Consider the following 18,663-nt stretch of genomic DNA (forward strand, 5'->3'; position numbering starts at 1 on the left):
CGTGAGTGATGCGCCCAAGCCGAGCCGAACCGAGCAACGCAAGACCCGCACTCGCGCGGCTCTGGTCAAGGCAGCCAGCAGTCTTCTTGCAGAGGGCCGCACCGACGTCAGCATCCAGCAGATCACTGACCTCGCCGACGTGGGATTCGGTTCGTTCTACAACCACTTCGGCTCGAAAGACGAACTCTTCGAGGCGGCTGTGCAAGATGCGCTGATTGCCCATTCGGCATTCGTCAATCACGTCGCGCAAGGCGTGACCGACGCCCCCGAACGGTTTGCGCTGGGCGTACGCCTGACGTGCCGGATGCAGCGCCAGTTGCCCGAGATGGTCCGAGTGGTGCTCAACACCGGCACGGCGATCCTGACCCGGGCCGAAGGCTTGGGCCCACAGGCTCGGGGTGACATCGAGGCCGGGATGGCCAGTGGTCGCTTCCGCGTCAGCGACCTCGATCTCGCCTTCATGGTCGTCGGGGGAGCGCTGCTGGGTGCGTTGGAGCACCTCGACGAACACCCGGACGCAGACGCGGATCTGGCTGCTGATCGGCTAGCGGAGAGCCTGCTGCAGATGCTCGGCGTTGCGTCGGAGGAGGCGCACGCGTTGGCGTACGCCCCACTGCCTAGCAGAGGCGCGGAAACAGCCTGACGGCGTTGTCCCGGTCGATGCCGCGCCGGACGGCGGGATCCAGCGCGATCCGATCGAACTCGCGCGCCATCAGCCGCACCGCAGGCGCGGGTGCGAACGGGAAGTCCGAACCGAAGAGGATCTTGCTCGGGTCAGCCACCGCCAACAGCGACGGCATCGCTGCGGGCGTCGATGACAGTGCGACGTCGAACCAGAAGCGGCGGATCAGCCCGAGCCGTTTGGCGATCGCCTTGTCCGGGCTCAGCGCCATCCTCGCGAGCTTCGAGTTTCGGCTCCTCGCGCAACATCGCGAGAACCACCCGATAGGAGATGTAGGGCAAGAAGCCGCCCGCGTGCGCCAGGATCCACTCGATGTGCGGATAGCGCTCCAACTGTCCACTCAGGATGAGACTGAGTGCCGTACGCGTGGTGTCGAGCAGGAAGTCGGCGGCAAAGGTCGGCACGCCAGGCACAGGCTCCGCAGGAAGCTTCCCGGGATGTACGAACACCACCGCGCGGCGCTCGTCGAGGAAGGCCAGCAGCCGGTCGAAGGCCGGATCGCCCAGATAGATCCCGGCGCTGTTGGCCAACAACACGATGCCGTCGGCGTGGAGGGTGTCGAGTGCGTACGTCGCCTCGGCGATGGCTCCGTCGACGTCCGGCAACGTCAGCGTGGCGAAGAACCCGAACCCGCCAGGATTGCGCGTCACGACCTCTGCGGCGTACTCGTTGACGCGTCTGGCCCAGCGCGCAGCCTCTGCCGCCTCGCCGAACCACACGCCAGGTGTGGACAGCGACAAGATCGCGCTTTCGACGCCCACTTTGCTCAGCACCTTGGCCGCCAGGTCCATCGTCCAGGTCGGCACCGGCACTCCGCCTGGCTGAAGGCCGCGCTCGCGCAGCATCGCGGCATAGTCGGGTGGCACATAGTGGTGATGAACGTCGATGCGACGTGGGCTGTTCACGACAACAACTTTCGCGCGGCGAGACTGGCCGCTTCGAGCCGGTCGATACTGAACACGTACTTGTCCGGTCGCAGCACGATCACCGAACCCGCGCCAGCGCCCGCGCGCTTGAGCCACGGTTCCAACGCGAAGTCGACACCCTCGACATCGACCAGTCCCTCCTTGCGACGGCCATCGCCGGGCGTTCCCTGGGGGCGCGTGCCCGGCGGGAAGTACGTCGCCCAGGTGGCGCCGAGCCGTTCCCAGATGTCGTCGGTCGCGACGGTGCGCGGGTCAACCGCAACCCCGAGCACCACCCAGCCGTGTCCTAGTGCGTCGTCGAGGCGGGTCGCGCGCCCGTCATAGGTCCGCACCTGTGGCTGCGGGATCACGGTGCCCTCCACGCCGCGCACCCGACGGGGGAGTCCGACGTAGGTCCGGCGCTTGAAACGTGGCTTGGGCTTCATCTTCGCCTCGGTAATGAAGGCGCCGATCCCGGGCAACTTCGTGCCGAGCCCGATGCCGAGCTCACGCGCGCGGATCGCGCCGCGATGCTGGGTCGAAACGATGTCCTTGTTGAAGACCGACAGATCGATCATCGCCTTGGCATGCGGTCGGCGCTCGGACTCGTACGTGTCGAGCAGCGCCGGATCGGCGCTACGCAAGATCACGTCAGCCAGCTTCCAAGACAAGTTGTCGGCATCACGTACGCCCGCATTCATGCCCTGGCCGATGAACTGCGGCGTCATGTGTGCCGCGTCGCCCGCGAGCAGCACACGGCCGGCGCGCCACTGATCTGCGACTAGCGCATTGAACGTGTAGACGAGTTGTCGGTCGATCTCGACCTCGTCGACGTCGACGTACTTGGCGAGGAGGTCGTGGGCGCGCGCGGCGGTCTTGAAGTCGCCGGTGAGGTCACTGTCGTGAAGCATGAACTCGAAGCGGTGCCGACCATAAGGCTGTGGGCAACTCACGGTCGGCAACGCGGGATCACAGACGAAGTCGAAGTACGGCAGGTGGCGAAACGCGTCCACGCCCGCGCGAGCTTTGAGGTCCAGCACCAGCCAGCGCTGCGGGAATGACTTGCCGGTCATCGTGATGCCCAGTTGCTGGCGGATGATGCTGCGGCCGCCGTCCGCACCGATCAGGTAGCCGACGTGGTCTCGGCTTGGCTCGACCAACTCAGGGGACGCCTCGCTTTGGCTAGAGGACGACTCGTCCTTGCCCCAACCACCGAGGGACTCGATGTGCGCCACCGTGACCCCATGGGCGTCCTGCTCGAATCCGATCACCTCGCGACCGCGGCGGATCGTCACGTGTGGCAGGTCCGCGAGCCGCTCTTCGAGCGTGTTCTCCAGCGAGGGCTGGTAGAGGAAGTTCGACACCGGCCACCCGTACGGACGCCTGGGATTGTGGAACTGGGCGAGCACAGAGCCGTCCGCGCGAACCCACTGCACGATCGAGTCGGCGTTCATCTGTGCGTGCAGTTGGTCGGCGACCCCGGCGTTCTGGAAGATCCGCAGGCATTCGTCGTCGGTGTAGACCGCACGGGCGAGGCCATAGAACTCCGGCTCGCGTTCGAGCACGAGCACGCGTACGCCGCGGCGTCCCAGCAGGTGCGCCAGGGTCAGACCCGTCGGGCCGAGCCCGACGATGCAGACGTCGTAGTCGCTCGGTGATCGAGCAGAGTCGCTCGGTGATCGAGCAGAGTCGCTCGGTGATCGAGCAGAGTCGAGATTCATCGACGCCCGCCGCTCAACTCCGGCACGCCGACCTCCTGGACGCGAAGCGACCTCGCGCCGCGAGCGAACTGCGCGAAGCTTGGTCGCCACCGACTCGCCGATCGGCGTGTGCCCCCAGATCGAGATGGAGTCGTACGTCTTGACCGCCCAGGTCTCCTCGAGCTCTGGGGTGACCACGATCGGGTTCCACCCGACCTCCCACTCGAAGCCCGAGGGGGTCAGGCAGTAGTAGGAGAGTTCGCGGTCGTTGGTGTGCTGGCCGACGCTCCACTGAATATGGAAGCCCAGGGCGACCACGCGCTCGTAGGACGCAAGCATGTCGTCGAGCGTCGCGACCTGGATGTTGAGGTGCTGGATCGCCGTGCGGATCGGGTCGAGTGCGAGACCTCGTATGCCCGCGATCGCGATCGAGTGGTGGCGCTCGTCGGTGCGCAGGAAGCGGATGCGCAACTGCACGCCCGAGATGTTTTCGTGAACCCAGTCGGACAGGCGTGCGTTGAACACCGTGTTGTAGTAGCCGCGGATCTCTTCGGGCCGCTTGGACGTGATCGCGACGTGCCCCATCCCGGCATCGCCGAAGACGAAGCCCGATTGCAGCATCTTCAGGGGAGCGGCGGTCGTACGCGCGGTCGTGAAGATCTCGGTGGCGATGCCCTTGGGACCGGGAAAGCGCCACAGCCGCTCGACGCCGCGCAGGGCGCACTCCTCGTCGCTGCCTTTGCTTACCGGGACCCCGGCGGCCTGCACGCGGGCCATTATCGCGTCGAAGGTCTCGTGATCATCGACCTGCCAGCCGAGCGCGGTGACGTCTTCACGCGCGCCGCGCTGCAGCAGGAAGCGGCACTCGTGCTCGTCCATCCGAAATCGGGTTACGTCGCGGGTCATCTCGTCGACGTGCAGCCCGATCGCGTCTTGGCCAAAGCGTCGCCAGTCGCCAAACTTCTCGGTCTCGACGACGACGTAGCCCAGGTGGACGCGACCGAAAACGTCGCTCATCGCTTAGCTCCCAGGAAGTCAAGGGCGAGGCGGTTGAAGAGTTCGGGAGCCTCCCACTGCACCCAGTGGCCGACGTTGGAGGCCAGGTAGAGGTCGCAGTTGCGCATCCTCTTGGCCAACAGCGGCCCGCCGACCGGACGGTTGACGGCATCGTCGACACCCCAGATGACCAGGGTCGGTGTCTCGCAGCTGCCGAGCCGCTTGTCGCGAGACAGGTCCATCCGCAGCAGGGTGCGCAGTGCCTTCGGACCAGGATCCGGCCGCTTGAGCGGTGGGTTGGCCATGGAGGCCGGGTCGAGGCTGTGCTGATAGCGCAACTCGATGATGTCGTCAGGCACGCTGCGCGGGTCGCTGACCAGTGACTCGGTGATGAACGCGCGCATCTTCTCCAGCGTCGGACCCTCGCCGCCGTAATAGTCGAGCAACTGGTTGAGCCCTCGCGTGGGCACCCAGCGCGTCGTCCCGATGCCGCCCGGCCCGTTGAGCACCATCCGGTCGACTCGGTCGGGTCGGTCCAGCGCCAGACGCAGTGCGGCACCACCGCCGTACGAATTGCCGATCAGGTTCGCTCGCGAAATGTCGAGGGCATCCAGCAGTCCGCCCACCGCCGCAGCCAGGTCGCCGAACGGATCATCGTGATCGATCTCGCGGGTGGAGCGGCCATATCCCGGCAGGTCCGGGACGATCACGGTGAAAGCCTCGGCCAGCGCCTCGATGTTGCGCCGCCAGTTGGCGACTCCGCTCGCGCCCGGTCCGCCGCCGTGCAGCAAGACGACCGGGTCACCGGCTCCCTTGATCGAGGTGAACAACTCCCGAGCCCCGACTCGGATCAACTCTTCGCGCACTCGGTGCTCCTGGTGATTTGATCGAAAGTGATGAAATCATCAAGTCGGTGGATGTGGTTGTCAACTCAACGGGCAGGGGGGCCTAACTCAACGCCAGAGGGTGTGCCAGGCGATGTCGAGTTCGCCGAGCAGGTCACGCAGCACCGGCAGCGAGAGCCCGACGACGTTGTGGTGGTCGCCCTTGATCTTGGTGACGTACGCCCCGCCGAGGCCGTCGATGGTGAAGGCGCCGGCGACGTGCAGCGGCTCCCCGGTGGCGACGTAGGCGTCAATCTCCTCGTCTGTCAGGTCGGCGAACCAGACCTTCGTCGACGCGACGGCCGAGACCGTACGCCCGGACGCCGGGTCAGTGACCGCGTGGCCCGTATGCAGCACCCCTGTGCCGCCTCGCTGTTGGCGCCAGCGTTCGATCGCGCGCTCGGCCGTCCCCGGCTTGCCCAGCGCCCTGCTCTGAAACTCCAGCACCGAATCGCACCCGATGACCACGCACTCGGTGGGCAGATCCGCGCGAGCCGCCACCGCCGCGCACTTCAACTCGGCCAGTTGCAAGGCCATCTCGACCGGCGGCAGATCGTCGGCGATCGACTCGTCGATGCCCGACACAATCACGACAGGATCGATCCCGGAGTTGACCAGGGTCTGGAGGCGAGCGGGGGAGGCGGAGGCGAGGACGAGGTGCACGACGCGAGGTTAGTCGCGCTCGGTGCTGAATCTGGCGACCTCGACCACCTGGGGGCGGTCGTGCTGGTCGCCCTCGACCATGCCCTTGCCCCACCACATCTCCAGCCCCGACTCGGTGACCTCCAAGGTCGCGAGGAAGTTGTCGAACCACGGCCCGCCGACCAGCTTCCACCGCAGCGGCGACGACGGCACCTTGGCCGAACGCGCCATCACGCGACCCACGAACGGTGCGACGCCGTACGACCCCACCACCATCGCCACTCGCCACGCGCGACCCATCGGATTGCGGATCGGTGAGCACACGGCCTGCAGAATCCGACTTTGCAACGGTGCCCCGCGCGCATGTCGCGAGGCGCGGGCCTCGCTGACGTACGAGTGGTGGACGTCCCCGGAGAGGAACGTGACCGTACGCGGCGCCTTGCCGCGCTGGCCGCGCGCGACCTCCAACACCATCGCTGACACGGCGGCGAACGAGTCCTGGAACGCGGCCCAGTGCTTCAGGTCGCCGGTCTGGCGGAGCCGCTCCCCGACCTTCGCCCAGCGCCGACCCCAGCCGCCGTCGGCCAGCGCCTCGCTGAACGCTTCGCCATAGTGTGCGCCCGGCGCGAGCAGGAACGGCAGCGAGGTGCCGATCAACAGATGGTCGACGTCGCCACGCATCCGCTCGTCGAGCCAGGCCAACTCGTCGGGGTCGAGCATCGCGCGATTCTCCGGATCGAGCACCCGGGCGGCGCGCGAATCGATCACGATCAGCGTCGCCTGCTCGCCGAAGTCGTAGGCATAACTCCAGCGGTAGGTCTCCGGCTGTTGGTCCGCACGTTCGGCGAAGGCGTCGAGGAGTTCGGATGCGTCGAACTCGTCGGGTCCGTCGTGCGCGGTGATCGCGCGCCAGATCTCGTCCTCGGCGCGCGCTTCGGGGGAGAGGTTGCCCAGGTGCTGATAGACCCAATAGGACGCCAAACCGGCCACGATCCGGCAGCGCCACCACTCGGTCTCCTCCATCTCCTGCTTCCACGTCAGCGAGGTGTTCCAGTCGTCGCGGATGTCGTGGTCGTCGAAGATCATCGCCGTCGGCACGGTCGAGAGCAGCCAACGGTTGGCCGGGTCGGACCAGGCCAGTTTGTAGAGGTGGGCGTACTCCGCATAGTCCTTGAGTTCGGTCCACGGCGCCTGCTCGATGTCGCGGCGCGACTCGATGAACTCGCGCATCTCGACGGTGGTCTCGTCGGCATAGACCTGGTCACCGAGGAAGAGCACGAGGTCGGGCCAACGCGGCTCACCCCCGTCGGGGTCGTCGTCGGCGCTGGTGATCCCCGCCATCCGCAGCGCGTACGCCCGCAGCGCGTCGACGCCGTGGGCCCGGTTGCCCGCCGCGTCGTGGGACACCGACGTACGACAGGAGCCGAAGCACAACCGCAAGGGCTTGGCGCGATCGAGAGTCGCGATCAGCGATGGCGCAAGGACGTCGCCCGCCGGCCAGATCTGCTCGCCGTCGAGCCGCACCTCGTAGGCGTACTTGCCGCCCGGTTCGAAGCCGGACAACTCCACCAACGCGTAGTGGTGGCCGTGCACCGCGAAGGTGCGTGCGTGTGCGGTGACGGGTTGCGTACGCACCTCGACGGTGCCCGCGCTCGCGACTTCGACCCAGATCGTGCTGGTCGTTTCGCCCGTGTGACGCACCAGCGGCCCGAGAACCAGTGACGTCATAGCCGCGCGAGCGCCTCACGCAGCGGGTCGAGCCCCAGCGAGCCGAGATCGAGCGACTGTCGGTGGAACTCCTTGAGGTCGAAGGCATCGCCCTGGCGTGCCTTGGCCTCGTCGCGCGCTTGGAGCCAGATCCGTTCGCCGACCTTGTAAGACGGTGCCTGGCCGGGCCAGCCGAGATAGCGCTTGACCTCGAAGTCGATGAAGGCCGGATCCATCTGGCAGTGCTGGCCCATGAACTCGCGGCCAGCTTAGGCGTCCAGGTCTGGCCCGGGTGGAAGCCGAACGGGTTGTCCTCGGGGATCGTGAGCTTCCAGGTGCATGCCGATGTCCACGATCACGCGCGCCGCGCGGAAGGCCTGGCCGTCGAGCATGCCGAGCTTGTCAGCCGGGTCGGCCAGATAGCCCAGGTCGTCCATCAGTCGCTCGGCATAGAGCGCCCAGCCTTCGCCGTGACCGCTGACCCAGCACATCAAGCGCTGCCAGCGGTTGAGCAACTCGGCGCGATAGGTCGTCTGCGCGACCTGAAGGTGGTGCCCGGGTACGCCTTCGTGGAACACCGTGGTCACTTCACGCCAGGGCGAGAACGACGTCACCGAGTCGGGCACCGACCACCACATCCGGCCCGGTCGACTGAAGTCCTCACTCGGGCCGGTGTAGTAGATGCCGCCGTCGTTGGTCGGCGCCAGCATGCATTCGATCCGCCGGATCGGCTCGGGGATGTCGAAGTGCGTGTCGGTCATGTCGACCAAGGTGCGCTCGGCCAACTCCTGCATCCACTCGCGGAACTCTTCCTTCGACGCGATCGAACGCGCCGGATCGGCATCCAGGAACGCGATCGCTTCCTTCACGTCTGCACCCGGCTTGATCTGGTCAGCGGTTGCCGCCATCTCGTCCTCAAGCCGCTTCAACTCCTGCCAGCCCCAGGCGTACGTCTCCTCCAGGTCGATCTCGGCGCCGAGGAAGTAGCGGCTCGCCAACGCGTAGTGCTCGCGGCCGACGGCCTCCTTGTCACGCCCTTGTGAGGAGAGTTCGTCGGAGAGGAAGCGGCCGAACTCGGCGAAGGCCGCGCTGGCTGCCTCGGCCGCAGGTCGTACGCGTGCCTTCGTCTCGTCGTCGGTCTCCAGTCGGTCGACCAGACCGAGGAAGAAGTCGCCGCCCTCGCCAGTCTGGCCGGTCCAGTTGCGTACCTGCTCGGCCACCTCGTCGTACTGCCGACGGGCACTGACGTTGCCCTTGGCTGCTTCCTCGCGCAGCGTGGTGACGTAGCCCGCCAACGCCTGCGGGATCGCTGCGAGCCGCGCCTCGATATTGGCGATCGCGCTGTCGCCGGTCATCGGCATCAGGTCGAAGATCGAACGCAGGTTGTGCGCCCACGAGGAGATCACCGACACCTCACAGCGTTCGTAGCCCGCGTCGTGCATCTCCAGACCGAGCCTGTTGCGCTCCAAGAAAGCGTCGCGCGCAACGGCCTCCCGGTCATCGACCGGAGTCGCCGCCTCGACTGCCGCGACGGCGTCGCGGACCAGTTGCGTACGCGCGTCGTGCCCGGCGGGCGAGAGGTCGGGCAGTTGGTCGTCGTACCCCTCGACGCCAAGGTACGTCGCCCCCACCGGGTCCAGCGCGCAATAGTCGTCCACGAAGCGGTTGCACAGGTCATCAATGGTCCGAGTGGTCATGGTGCGACCCTACGACCCAGGGACTGACATTTGTCATGGCCAGGTTGTGATCAGCCCACGCGAGGCGGTGACGTCTCGCACTGGGAAAGGTGCTGTGCATCGCGCAGAGTTCAGGTCATGGCAACCAACGCAATCTCGGTCCGCAGTCTGACCCGCACTTATGGTGGTGGAGCTGCCGCATTCACCGCCGTACGCGACCTCAACCTCGAGGTTGTCCCCGGCACCATTCATGCCCTGCTCGGCGTCAACGGCGCGGGCAAGACCTCGACAATGGAAATCATCGAGGGGCTGGCTTCGGCGACCAGCGGCGAGGTGCGGGTACTGGGTCTGGACCCGATCGAAGACCGAGCAGCCGTACGCCGTCGCACCGGTGTGCTGCTGCAAAAGAGCGGGTTCATCGGCGACCTGACCGTGGCTGAGACGCTGGAAATGTGGGCGTCCACCGTGTCTCATCCGCGACCGTTGGACGAGTCCATGTCAATGCTCAACCTCACGTCGCGTCGGGACGTGGCCGTGCGAAACCTTTCTGGCGGAGAGCAGCGACGACTCGACCTGGCCTGCACTTTGATGGGCGGGCCAGAGTTGGTGATGCTCGATGAGCCCACCACCGGACTCGACCCAGAGAGCCGCCGAGCCGTGTGGGATCTCATCTCGGCGTTGCGAGATCAGGGCCACACCGTGCTGCTGACCACGCACTTCCTCGACGAGGCCGAAGCGCTGGCCGATCAGGTCTCGATCATGCGGGCCGGCGAGATCGTCGTGGAGGGCACGGTCTCGCAGATCGTGGCCGGCGAGCCCTCCACCATCACGTTTTCCACACTCGACGTGCAACTGCCCGCCCTGCAAGCAGAGGTCCACCGCGACCCCAGCCGTACGACCATCCGCACTGCCGACCTGCAACCGGTGCTCACGACCTTGCTCACCTGGGCCGAACGTCAGGGCCTGACATTGGTAGATCTCAGCGTGAGCAGCCCCAGCTTGGAAGCGGTCTTCTTGCGGATTGCCCAGCAGGGAGCTCACCGGACCGCTCACCAGTCCGGCATCTTGGAAGGAGCCACCCGATGAGCACTCTCGACCTTTCCGCCAGCGCGCGCCGCGTCCGCGGCCTGACTCTGACCAACACCAAAGTGCTGCTGCGCAACACTCTGGGCGTCACCTACGCCTTCCTGGTGCCGTTGAGCTGTCTGGGACTGCTCTTCATTCAGGATCCCGACGATGGCCCGGCTGCGGGGATGTCGGTCGTGTCAACGGTGCTGCTGATGGCTTTGCTGTTCCCGGTCTATTACAACGTCCTCTCGGCGGTGGTGACGCGCCGCGACGAGCTCGTGCTCAAGCGGCTGCGGACCGGCGAGGTGCGTGACGCCGAGATCTGGATCTCGCTGGCGCTGCCCGGTGTGGTGATCGCCCTCGTGATCGCGGTCCTCTCGCAGATCGTGACGCCGCTGCTCGGCTTCCGCGCCGCCGTGAATCCGCTGCTGGTGTTGGTCGGGATGCTCTTGGCCTGCACAGCCTTCGTCGCCCTTGCCTGGTGGACTGCGGCGTGGACCCGCAACGCAGAGGCAGCGCAGCTCACCAGCGCACCCGTGCTCCTGATCGGCATGGCGGGCCTGATCCGCGCCGTGTTGCCTGAAAAGGCGCAGGACTATGTGTTGGCCCTGCCAGGTGCGGCTCTGGACAAGCTGGTGCAAACGGCCTGGTTTGGTCTCGATGCAGAGGGTTCGCGCCTCTCCTTCTCGGACACGTTTGCCGCTGCTGGCCCATCGCTGGGTGTGTTGCTCGCCTGGACCCTGGCGGCGACCTGGCTGGCGAAGCGGTCGATGCATTGGGAGCCGCGCCCGTGAGTGATCAGCCGGAGAAGTCGGGAAGGATGGACGCCGTGCCTTCCTTCCCGCTTCCCCAGCTGCGCTGGGCATCGCGCAGTCCAGCCGAGCGGGTGTGGCTCTACACGGCGGTTTCTCTCTATCTGGTCTACCTCTTCTTCATGGTCCTGCTCGGACTTGTCGTCGTCGGCACGCTGCGCTCCGATGCCGACCTCGCCATCGCCATCGGATTGGCTCTGGCGCTCTCGGCTGGGGGGTTGTGGTCGCTCGATGACTTGATGCGTACGTCTGGGCGGGCGTGGCCGCGACTGCCCGCACTGATCCTTCTCGCAGTGGCGACGCTGGCGGCAGGCGCGTTCGTGGCGACACTGCCACGCGACCCAGCGTTCAACATGGTGATGCTGGTGGTCTGCGCGTGGTCCTGGTGGGTCGGCGCCGTCGCGGACCGACGCGCATGGTGGGCTCTCGCCTCGGCCAGCGCGGCACTTGGCTGGTGGGCCAGTCAGCAGGCGGATCGCACGGCGTACGCGGTCGGTGTCTCAATGTTCTTGATGTTCACCGTCAGCAGCTCGGTGTGGCTGATGAACCTGGTGCGCGAGTTGGAGGACGCCCGCGCCACCGCAGCCGCGCTCGCCGTCGCGGAGGAGAGATTGCGCTTCTCACGTGACGTCCACGATGTCATGGGCCGTCGCCTGTCCGAGATTGCCGTGCAGGCCGAACTCGCCACGGCGTACGTCACCCGTGGCGACCAACGGGCTGCAAGCTCGATCGCAGACGTGCGAGCAACCGCGCATGCTGCTCTGCGGGAGGCACGGGAGTTGGCTCGTGGTTATCGTCCAGTCGACTTGGCCCAAGAACTCCAAGGTGCGCGCGCTCTGCTCCAATCCGCTGGCATCACCACAGACGTCGATGTGGTGGGGATGCCTAAGCAATGGGCTGAACCGGCCGCCCGCGTGGTGCGTGAATGCGTCACCAACGTGCTTCGACACTCGCGCGCCGGATGGGTAAGGATTGCGTACGCCGATGGGGTGCTGACCATCGAAAACGACGGCGCGGGGACTGCAGCCCGCAAACCCAGCGGCAGCGGGTTGCGCGCCTTGCGCGACCTGGCGATCGAGCACGGTGGGACGCTGGAGACCACCCACGACGGCGACACTTTCACCGTCAAACTTCTGGTCGAGGAGGCTCGATGATCCGCGTGCTGCTCGTGGATGACGAAAACCTGATCCGTGGCGCGCTCGCGCAGATGCTCGATCTGGAGGACGACCTCGAGGTGGTTGCCCAGGCGGCTTCGGTGACCGACGGGTTGTCGCAGGCCCTGGACGTGCGGCCCGACGTCGCGGTGCTCGATCTGCAATTACCTGACGGCGACGGCATCAGTCTCGCCGAGCGGCTCGGGCGAGAATTGCCAAGTTGCCAATGCCTCATCGTGACCAGCCATGGTCGGCCGGGCTATCTCAAACGCGCGCTGGCCGTTGGGGTGAAGGGCTTCCTGCCCAAGACCACGTCGGCGGCGACGCTTTCGGAGGTCGTACGCAAGGTGCACGCCGGCGGACGGCACGTCGACCCCGATCTGGCCGCCGAGGCGATCGCTGCGGGGGACTCTCCGCTCACTCCACGCGAGGCCGATGCACTCGAAGCTGCCGCGGATGGTGCCCCGGTCGAGGAGATTGCGGCTCGAGTGCATCTCTCGGCCGGCACCGTGCGCAACTACCTTTCCAGCGCGGCTGCCAAGCTGGGAGCCGCCAACCGGCACGAGGCGGTCGCAACTGCTCGCCGGATGGGGTGGATCTGAGGCTGCGGGCTCGCCGGGGCCTGATCAGCGACCGCGATGCTGCGGCATCCCGGAGGCTCGCAAGCCGCCCGGGCCGTGCGAGTAGTGCACCCGCGTCTGGCGGTAGGCCGCGCTCCAGGTGCTCGGCGTCTTCTTCGGGCTTTCGGCCGATCCCGAGCCGAGCGCGCTGACCACCGCCACGATCGCGGCGATCTCTTCGTCGGTCGCGTTCGGGGTGATGATGCGGAGCCTCGGCTCCTCGGCTCCCTCGCTCACAGCGGGATGTTTCCGTGCTTCTTGGCCGGCAGCACGGCCCGCTTCGTACGCAGCATCCGCAGCGCCCGGACTACTTCTGGGCGGGTGTTGCGCGGGCTGATCACGCCGTCGATGTAGAGCCGCTCGGCGGCTTCGTACGGGTTGGCGAGCTTGGTGTCGTACTCGTCGATCAACTCCGCGCGCAGCGCCTCGGGGTCCTCGGCGCCCTTCAACTCGTGGCGATACAAGATGTTGACCGCACCTTGCGCACCCATCACCGCGATCTGCGCCGTGGGCCAGGCCAGGTTGATGTCGGCACCGAGGTGCTTGGAGCCCATCACGTCGTACGCCCCGCCGTACGCCTTGCGCGTGATGATCGTGACCAGCGGCACGGTGGCCTCGGAGTAGGCGTAGATCAACTTCGCGCCGCGGCGGATGATGCCGGTGTGTTCCTGAGCGACCCCGGGCAGGAAGCCGGGCACGTCGACGAAGGTCAGCACGGGCAGGTTGAACGCATCGCAGAAACGTACGAACCGCGCGGCCTTCTCGGACGCGTCGATGTCCAATGTGCCCGCGAACTGCATCGGCTGGTTGGCCACGACGCCGACCGGGCGACCCTCGACTCGGCCGAAGCCGGTGATGATGTTGGGCGCGAACAACTCCATCGACTCCAGGAACTCCTGGTCGTCGAGGACCGTGTTGATCACGTCGTGCATGTCGTACGGCTGGTTGGGCGAGTCCGGGATGATCGTGTCGAGCGCGTGGTCGAGGTCGGTCAACTCGAAGTCGGCTTGCTCGTCGTAGATGACCGGTTCGTCGAGGTTGTTCTGCGGTAGGTACGACAGCAGCGCGCGGACGTATTCGATCGCGTCCTCCTCGTCGGAGGCCATGTAGTGGCTGTTGCCCGACTTGGTCGAGTGCGCGCGCGCACCGCCGAGGTCCTCCATGGTGACGTCTTCGCCGGTGACCGTCTTGATCACGTCGGGTCCGGTGATGAACATCGCCGACGTCTGGTCGACCATCACGGTGAAGTCGGTGACCGCGGGGGAGTAGACGTGGCCGCCCGCGCAGTTGCCCATGATCATCGAGATCTGCGGGATCACCCCCGAGGCGTGCACGTTGCGCTTGAAGATCTCGCCATACAAGCCGAGCGAGACCACACCCTCCTGGATGCGAGCGCCCGCGCCCTCGTTGATGCCGATGATCGGCATCCCGGTCTTGATCGCCAGGTCCATGACCTTGCAGATCTTCTCGCCGTACACCTGGCCGAGCGAGCCGCCGAAGATCGAGAAGTCCTGGGAGAAGACCGCCACCTGGCGTCCGTCGATCTCACCGAAACCGGTGACGACGCCGTCGCCGTACGGGCGCTTCTTCTCCAGGCCGAAGTTGGTCGACCGGTGCCGGGCGAGCTCGTCGAGTTCGACGAAGGTGCCCTCGTCGAAGAGCATCTCGATCCGCTCACGCGCGGACTTGCGGCCCTTCTTGTGCTGCTTCTCGCGCGCCTGCTCGTCCATCATCCGGCGAGCCTCGTCGAGCATCTGCTCCTTTTGGGCCAGCCGGCCTGCGGTGGTGTGCAGGTCGATGTCGGATTCCGTGGTGGGCTCAGCAGTCACTCGTGGCTCCTAGCGGTGGTGGCGTGGCCCGGCTCGCCTGCGCCGGACGCATAGGCCAATCTAGTCGTGTGACGAGGCCCGCGGTTCAGCGCCCACCCCTTGATGCGTCGCAGCTGGCGGGGGTGGCGTCGTACGACGTGCGCATCTCGGCTCAGGACCCCTCCACCAACGCCACCGCAGCCGAGTTGGCACGCTCTGGAGAGCCCGCCGGTGTGGTCGTGGTCACCGAGCATCAGACGGCCGGACGCGGCCGACTGGACCGGGTTTGGGAGACGCCCGCACGCTCCGCGCTGACCTTCTCGGTGATCTTGCGTCCCGACCTGCCGCCGGCGTCGTGGCCCTGGCTCCCGCTGCTCAGCGGGGTCGCCGTCGTGTCGGCCCTGCGCGAGTTCGGCGTACGCGCGTCACTGAAGTGGCCCAACGACGTCCTCCTGGGCGACCGCAAGGTAGCCGGGCTGCTCGCCGAACGTGTCGAGACCGACACCGGGCCGGCAGCAGTGCTCGGGATCGGGATCAACGTCTCGACCGCGGCCGAGGAACTGCCCGTCGAGACGGCCACCTCCCTCGCGCTGGCCGGACACGACCTCGACCGCACCACACTCCTGATCCGCATCCTGACGGCGATCGCGCACGAGGCCGTACGCCTGCACGAGGGCCCCGAAGCGCTGGCGCGTGACTATCGCGAGCTGTGCCACACCCTCGGCAGACAGGTCCGGGTGGAACAGGCGGCCGGTCCGCTGGTCGGAGAGGCGATCGGCATCGACGACGACGGGGGTCTGATCGTGGCAGGCCCCGACGGACCGGTCACCGTGCATGCGGGGGACGTGGTGCACGTACGTGCCCAAAGCCACACGCAGTGAGAGGATCGTGTCGTGACCTTCCCAACGCGGCTCCTGAACGAGGGTGAGCACGTCGTCGTCCACACCCGCACCCACCCCAAGGCGCTGATCTTGCCGGTGTTCGGCGCAGTGGTCGTCGTGGCCCTGGCCATCCTGCTCGCCAGCGTGCTGCCCGAGGGGTTGTGGTGGGCCGCGGTGGCGGTTCTCGCCGGGGCGGCGGTGGTGTACGTCTTCGTGCTGCCTCTGATCCGTTGGCTGACCACGACCTACACCTTCACCAATCGTCGCTTCGTGAAGCGCTCGGGGTTCGTGGCCAAGGAAGGGCGCACCATCCCACTCAACCGGATCAGTGGGGTCGACTTCGAGATCGGCGTACTGGACCGGATGTTCGGTTGCGGGACGCTGGTCGTCTCCGACGCGAGCACCGACGGCCGGGTCGAACTCGACGACATCCCAGACGTGGAAGCCGTCCAGCTCAAGGTCTCCGAGCAACTGCACCAACTCAGCGGAGGCGGTCGTGGGGACGATGGAGCCTGAGGAACGTTCGGGATCTGCCCGGCTCGAAGAGACGATCCTGCACGGCGAGGCCGTCTATGACGCCGACCAGGTGTCGGCACAGACCGGGATCCCGCTCGACTTCGCCAAGCGGCTGTGGCGCGCGCTCGGCTTCCCCGAGCGCAACACCGAGATCGCCTTCAACGACGCCGACGTGGAGGCGCTGCGCTCGGTCGCACTGGGCGTCGATGTCGGCACCATCGACGCGGACCTCGCGGTCACCTTGACCCGTGCCCTCGGATCCACGATGGCGCGACTGGCGGACTGGCAGGTCGCGACGCTGATGTCGCGGCTGGAGGAGTTCGAGCGCACCGACCCCGCGGGAGAGAGCAGCCGTTGGGACGCCGCGTTGCAACTAGTGCAACGCCTCAACCCGCCCTTCGAGTTGTTGCTCGTCTACGCCTGGCGCCGACACCTGGCCGCCGCCGCGAGCCGGATCGAGGCGTTGGCCGCCAACGAGGCCGACTTGCAGACCGTCGAGTTGTCCGTCGGCTTCGCCGACATCGTGGCCTACACCGAACTGTCGAACGAGCTCGGCGCGATCCGCACCGGTGAACTCGTCGAGTTGTTCGAGTCGCGTTGCCACGACGTGGTCGCATCGGCCGACGGCAGGTTGATCAAGAGCATCGGCGACTCGGTGCTGTTCGTGAACTCCGATCCGGTGCGTGCCATCGAGACCGCCGAGGGGATCATCTCCGTGATCGGCCGCGACGCGCGGATGCCGGACGTACGCGTCGGGGTAGCGTCCGGCGCTGTCGTGATGCGCCTGGGCGACGTCTTCGGTGCGCCGGTGAATCTGGCGGCTCGTCTCACCACGGTGGCCAGACGCAACCGATTGATCATCGACGACGCCACGGCGGCCAAGCTGCCCGACGAACTTTTCGAGACCCGACGGCTCACCGAGCGTGCGGTGCGTGGCTTCGGGCTGGTCGAACCGGTGGTCGTACGCCGACGTTGAGCGACCCGAGGCGCGAAAACTGGGTGTAATTGGCAATCTGCACGGCACATTCGGGTTTTTTGGGTAAAGGAAAGATGAAAACCCTCCCGGTGTCCCACGACCGCACTTAGTTTAGATGAATGCATTCCGTCCAGAGCGTCCGGCTTGATCCCGTGGCCCGACGCGTGTGGGTTGATGATGTGGAGGTGGCGTTCTCCCGCAAGGAGTTCGATCTCCTCGAAGCGTTGATCAGCCGCCCGGGGGCGGTGGTGACGAGGCGGACCTTGATGGCCGAGGTGTGGAATTCGGACTTCTACTCCAGTTCCAAGACCATCGACGTGCATCTGGGCTGGGTGCGACGCAAGATCGGCGACAATCCGCGCGACCCGCATCTGATCACGACCCATCGCGGCGTCGGGCTGTGTTTCGAACCGGTCGACCCCCGCCGCCCGGCGGAGTGACCCAGCGCTCTCGCTAGCATCGCCTGCGTGTCGGACACCTCAGGCAACGTTGCCCGCTTGGCGATCATCGGCGGCGGTCAGTTGGCCCGGATGATGGCCGCGCCGGCCAACGCGATGGGACTCCCGCTGCGCCTGCTCGCGGAGGCCGAGGGCGTCAGCGCCGCGCAGGTGATCCCCGACCACCAGGTCGGCGACTATCGCGATCTCGCGTCCTTGCGCGCGATCACCCGGGGTTGTGACGTGGTGACGTTCGACCATGAGCATGTCCCGACCGAACACCTCCATGCGCTCGAGGGGGACGGGCTGGCCGTACGCCCCGGGCCTGAGGCTTTGGTCTATGCCCAGGACAAGGGGCTGATGCGTGAACGGCTGGCTGCACTCGACGTGCCCTGCCCGCGCAACGCGATCGTCACCGACGTTGCCGCGGTCGAGGAGTTCGGCCTGCCGTGCGTGCTGAAGACCACGCGCGGAGGGTACGACGGCAAGGGCGTGTGGTTCGTCTCCACGGCGGCCGACTGCGCCGAGGCATTCGAGGTCGCCGCACGCACGGGCGTACGCCTTCTTGCCGAGGAACGCGTCGACTTCACCCGCGAACTCTCCGCTCTCGTGGCGCGGGCGCCTAGCGGCCAGGCCGCTGCCTACCCGGTCGTGCAGACGACCCAGATCGACGGCATCTGCCGGGAAGTGATCGCCCCGGCGCCTGCGCTCGATGCCGATCTGGCCGCCCGCGCGCAACGGATCGCCCTCGACATCGCCGGTGCGCTGGGCGTGACCGGCATCCTGGCCGTCGAACTCTTCGAGACCCGTGACGGCCGGATCCTGGTCAACGAGTTGGCGATGCGCCCGCACAACACCGGGCACTGGTCCCAGGACGGCGCGGTGACCTCACAGTTCGAGAATCACCTGCGAGCGGTCTTGGACCTGCCACTCGGTGCCCCGACGGCACGAGCGCCGTGGACGGTGATGGTCAACATCCTGGGGGGCGAGGCGGAGACCGGCAGCCTGTGGGACGGCTATCCGCACGCGCTCGCGCGCGATCCCCGCCTGCGGGTGCACCTGTATGGCAAGGACCTGCGGCCGGGCCGCAAGGTCGGGCACGTCAATGCGTACGGCGACGACCTCGACGACTGTCTGGAGCGCGCGCGTCATGCAGCCGCCTGGTTCGCCGGTGAACTCGGCGAGGAGAGTGAGTGAGC

General features: G+C 66.9%; 18 protein-coding genes and 1 pseudogene. 10 read left to right on the forward strand and 9 right to left on the reverse strand.

Annotation, left to right across the window (positions count from 1 at the left end):
* Position 1: 1 nt before the first annotated feature.
* Positions 2-643 carry a TetR/AcrR family transcriptional regulator gene (locus V9G04_15920; GenBank protein MEI2714732.1) on the forward strand — a complete coding sequence of 214 codons (642 nt, stop codon included), beginning with the start codon at positions 2-4 and terminating at the stop codon, positions 641-643.
* Here the strand turns inward: V9G04_15920 and V9G04_15925 are convergent.
* From V9G04_15925 to V9G04_15955, 7 genes and pseudogenes are all read right to left on the reverse strand, one after another.
* Positions 618-893: an amidohydrolase family protein gene (locus V9G04_15925; protein ID MEI2714733.1), complete on the reverse strand. Its 276-nt coding sequence runs from the start codon at positions 891-893 to the stop codon at positions 618-620. The two genes, V9G04_15920 and V9G04_15925, sit on opposite strands and share 26 nt — an antisense overlap.
* On the reverse strand, positions 775-1,587 hold the full coding sequence (locus tag V9G04_15930; protein MEI2714734.1) for an amidohydrolase family protein: 813 nt from the start codon (positions 1,585-1,587) through the stop codon (positions 775-777). Before V9G04_15930 ends, V9G04_15925 begins: the two co-directional genes overlap by 119 nt.
* Positions 1,584-4,304 (reverse strand): bifunctional 3-(3-hydroxy-phenyl)propionate/3-hydroxycinnamic acid hydroxylase, encoded by a 2,721-nt coding sequence (locus tag V9G04_15935; GenBank protein MEI2714735.1) that lies wholly within the window; start codon positions 4,302-4,304, stop codon positions 1,584-1,586. Before V9G04_15935 ends, V9G04_15930 begins: the two co-directional genes overlap by 4 nt.
* The gene (locus tag V9G04_15940; GenBank protein MEI2714736.1) at positions 4,301-5,149 is read right to left on the reverse strand and encodes an alpha/beta fold hydrolase; all 849 of its coding nucleotides are present in this window, start codon (positions 5,147-5,149) and stop codon (positions 4,301-4,303) included. The genes V9G04_15935 and V9G04_15940 overlap by 4 nt, the downstream gene beginning before the upstream one ends.
* Before the next feature lie 87 nt (positions 5,150-5,236).
* Positions 5,237-5,830, reverse strand: a complete 594-nt coding sequence (locus V9G04_15945; GenBank protein ID MEI2714737.1) for a nucleoside triphosphate pyrophosphatase — start codon at positions 5,828-5,830, stop codon at positions 5,237-5,239.
* 9 nt (positions 5,831-5,839) lie between these two features.
* Positions 5,840-7,537 carry an alkaline phosphatase D family protein gene (locus tag V9G04_15950; GenBank protein MEI2714738.1) on the reverse strand — a complete coding sequence of 566 codons (1,698 nt, stop codon included), beginning with the start codon at positions 7,535-7,537 and terminating at the stop codon, positions 5,840-5,842.
* Positions 7,534-9,213 (reverse strand): annotated as a pseudogene (locus V9G04_15955) (DUF885 domain-containing protein). The gene V9G04_15950 and the pseudogene V9G04_15955 overlap by 4 nt, the downstream one beginning before the upstream one ends.
* Positions 9,214-9,330: 117 nt before the next feature.
* Here V9G04_15955 and V9G04_15960 point away from each other — a divergent pair.
* From V9G04_15960 to V9G04_15975, 4 genes are read left to right on the forward strand one after another with little or no spacing between them, the layout of a single operon-like run.
* Positions 9,331-10,278 (forward strand): ABC transporter ATP-binding protein, encoded by a 948-nt coding sequence (locus tag V9G04_15960; protein MEI2714739.1) that lies wholly within the window; start codon positions 9,331-9,333, stop codon positions 10,276-10,278.
* Positions 10,275-11,054, forward strand: coding sequence for an ABC transporter permease (locus tag V9G04_15965; GenBank protein ID MEI2714740.1), 780 nt, complete (start codon positions 10,275-10,277; stop codon positions 11,052-11,054). The genes V9G04_15960 and V9G04_15965 overlap by 4 nt, the downstream gene beginning before the upstream one ends.
* Before the next feature lie 35 nt (positions 11,055-11,089).
* Positions 11,090-12,226, forward strand: a complete 1,137-nt coding sequence (locus V9G04_15970; GenBank protein MEI2714741.1) for a histidine kinase — start codon at positions 11,090-11,092, stop codon at positions 12,224-12,226.
* Positions 12,223-12,828 carry a response regulator transcription factor gene (locus V9G04_15975; GenBank protein ID MEI2714742.1) on the forward strand — a complete coding sequence of 202 codons (606 nt, stop codon included), beginning with the start codon at positions 12,223-12,225 and terminating at the stop codon, positions 12,826-12,828. Before V9G04_15970 ends, V9G04_15975 begins: the two co-directional genes overlap by 4 nt.
* A gap of 24 nt (positions 12,829-12,852) precedes the next feature.
* Here the strand turns inward: V9G04_15975 and V9G04_15980 are convergent, their stop codons facing one another.
* Together V9G04_15980 and V9G04_15985 are read right to left on the reverse strand one after the other, a co-directional pair.
* Positions 12,853-13,083 (reverse strand): acyl-CoA carboxylase subunit epsilon, encoded by a 231-nt coding sequence (locus V9G04_15980; GenBank protein MEI2714743.1) that lies wholly within the window; start codon positions 13,081-13,083, stop codon positions 12,853-12,855.
* Positions 13,080-14,600, reverse strand: coding sequence for an acyl-CoA carboxylase subunit beta (locus tag V9G04_15985; protein ID MEI2714744.1), 1,521 nt, complete (start codon positions 14,598-14,600; stop codon positions 13,080-13,082). Before V9G04_15985 ends, V9G04_15980 begins: the two co-directional genes overlap by 4 nt.
* A 143-nt stretch (positions 14,601-14,743) precedes the next feature.
* Between V9G04_15985 and V9G04_15990 the strand changes: the two genes are divergently transcribed.
* The 5 genes from V9G04_15990 to V9G04_16010 all read left to right on the forward strand — a co-directional run bounded on the left by V9G04_15990 (position 14,744) and on the right by V9G04_16010 (position 18,661).
* The gene (locus tag V9G04_15990; protein MEI2714745.1) at positions 14,744-15,535 is read left to right on the forward strand and encodes a biotin--[acetyl-CoA-carboxylase] ligase; all 792 of its coding nucleotides are present in this window, start codon (positions 14,744-14,746) and stop codon (positions 15,533-15,535) included.
* Between the two features lie 12 nt (positions 15,536-15,547).
* On the forward strand, positions 15,548-16,051 hold the full coding sequence (locus V9G04_15995) for a PH domain-containing protein (GenBank protein MEI2714746.1): 504 nt from the start codon (positions 15,548-15,550) through the stop codon (positions 16,049-16,051).
* Positions 16,041-17,027 (forward strand): adenylate/guanylate cyclase domain-containing protein, encoded by a 987-nt coding sequence (locus V9G04_16000; GenBank protein MEI2714747.1) that lies wholly within the window; start codon positions 16,041-16,043, stop codon positions 17,025-17,027. Before V9G04_15995 ends, V9G04_16000 begins: the two co-directional genes overlap by 11 nt.
* A gap of 185 nt (positions 17,028-17,212) precedes the next feature.
* Positions 17,213-17,467 (forward strand): helix-turn-helix domain-containing protein, encoded by a 255-nt coding sequence (locus V9G04_16005; protein ID MEI2714748.1) that lies wholly within the window; start codon positions 17,213-17,215, stop codon positions 17,465-17,467.
* 27 nt (positions 17,468-17,494) lie between these two features.
* Positions 17,495-18,661 (forward strand): 5-(carboxyamino)imidazole ribonucleotide synthase, encoded by a 1,167-nt coding sequence (locus V9G04_16010; GenBank protein MEI2714749.1) that lies wholly within the window; start codon positions 17,495-17,497, stop codon positions 18,659-18,661.
* Positions 18,662-18,663 lie beyond the last annotated feature (2 nt).

It is taken from the genome of Nocardioides sp. (assembly GCA_037045645.1).
Taxonomy (GTDB): domain Bacteria; phylum Actinomycetota; class Actinomycetes; order Propionibacteriales; family Nocardioidaceae; genus Nocardioides.

Excerpts from the sequence above, each read along its gene's own strand:
- V9G04_15925 (MEI2714733.1), bottom strand. The coding sequence starts at position 893 with ATGGCGCTGAGCCCGGACAAGGCGATCGCCAAACGGCTCGGGCTGATC.
- V9G04_15935 (MEI2714735.1), bottom strand. The coding sequence starts at position 4,304 with ATGAGCGACGTTTTCGGTCGCGTCCACCTGGGCTACGTCGTCGTCGAG.
- V9G04_15950 (MEI2714738.1), bottom strand. The coding sequence starts at position 7,537 with ATGACGTCACTGGTTCTCGGGCCGCTGGTGCGTCACACGGGCGAAACG.
- V9G04_15960 (MEI2714739.1), top strand. The coding sequence starts at position 9,331 with ATGGCAACCAACGCAATCTCGGTCCGCAGTCTGACCCGCACTTATGGT.
- V9G04_15965 (MEI2714740.1), top strand. The coding sequence starts at position 10,275 with ATGAGCACTCTCGACCTTTCCGCCAGCGCGCGCCGCGTCCGCGGCCTG.
- V9G04_15975 (MEI2714742.1), top strand. The coding sequence starts at position 12,223 with ATGATCCGCGTGCTGCTCGTGGATGACGAAAACCTGATCCGTGGCGCG.
- V9G04_15985 (MEI2714744.1), bottom strand. The coding sequence starts at position 14,600 with ATGCTCGACGAGGCTCGCCGGATGATGGACGAGCAGGCGCGCGAGAAG.
- V9G04_16000 (MEI2714747.1), top strand. The coding sequence starts at position 16,041 with ATGGAGCCTGAGGAACGTTCGGGATCTGCCCGGCTCGAAGAGACGATC.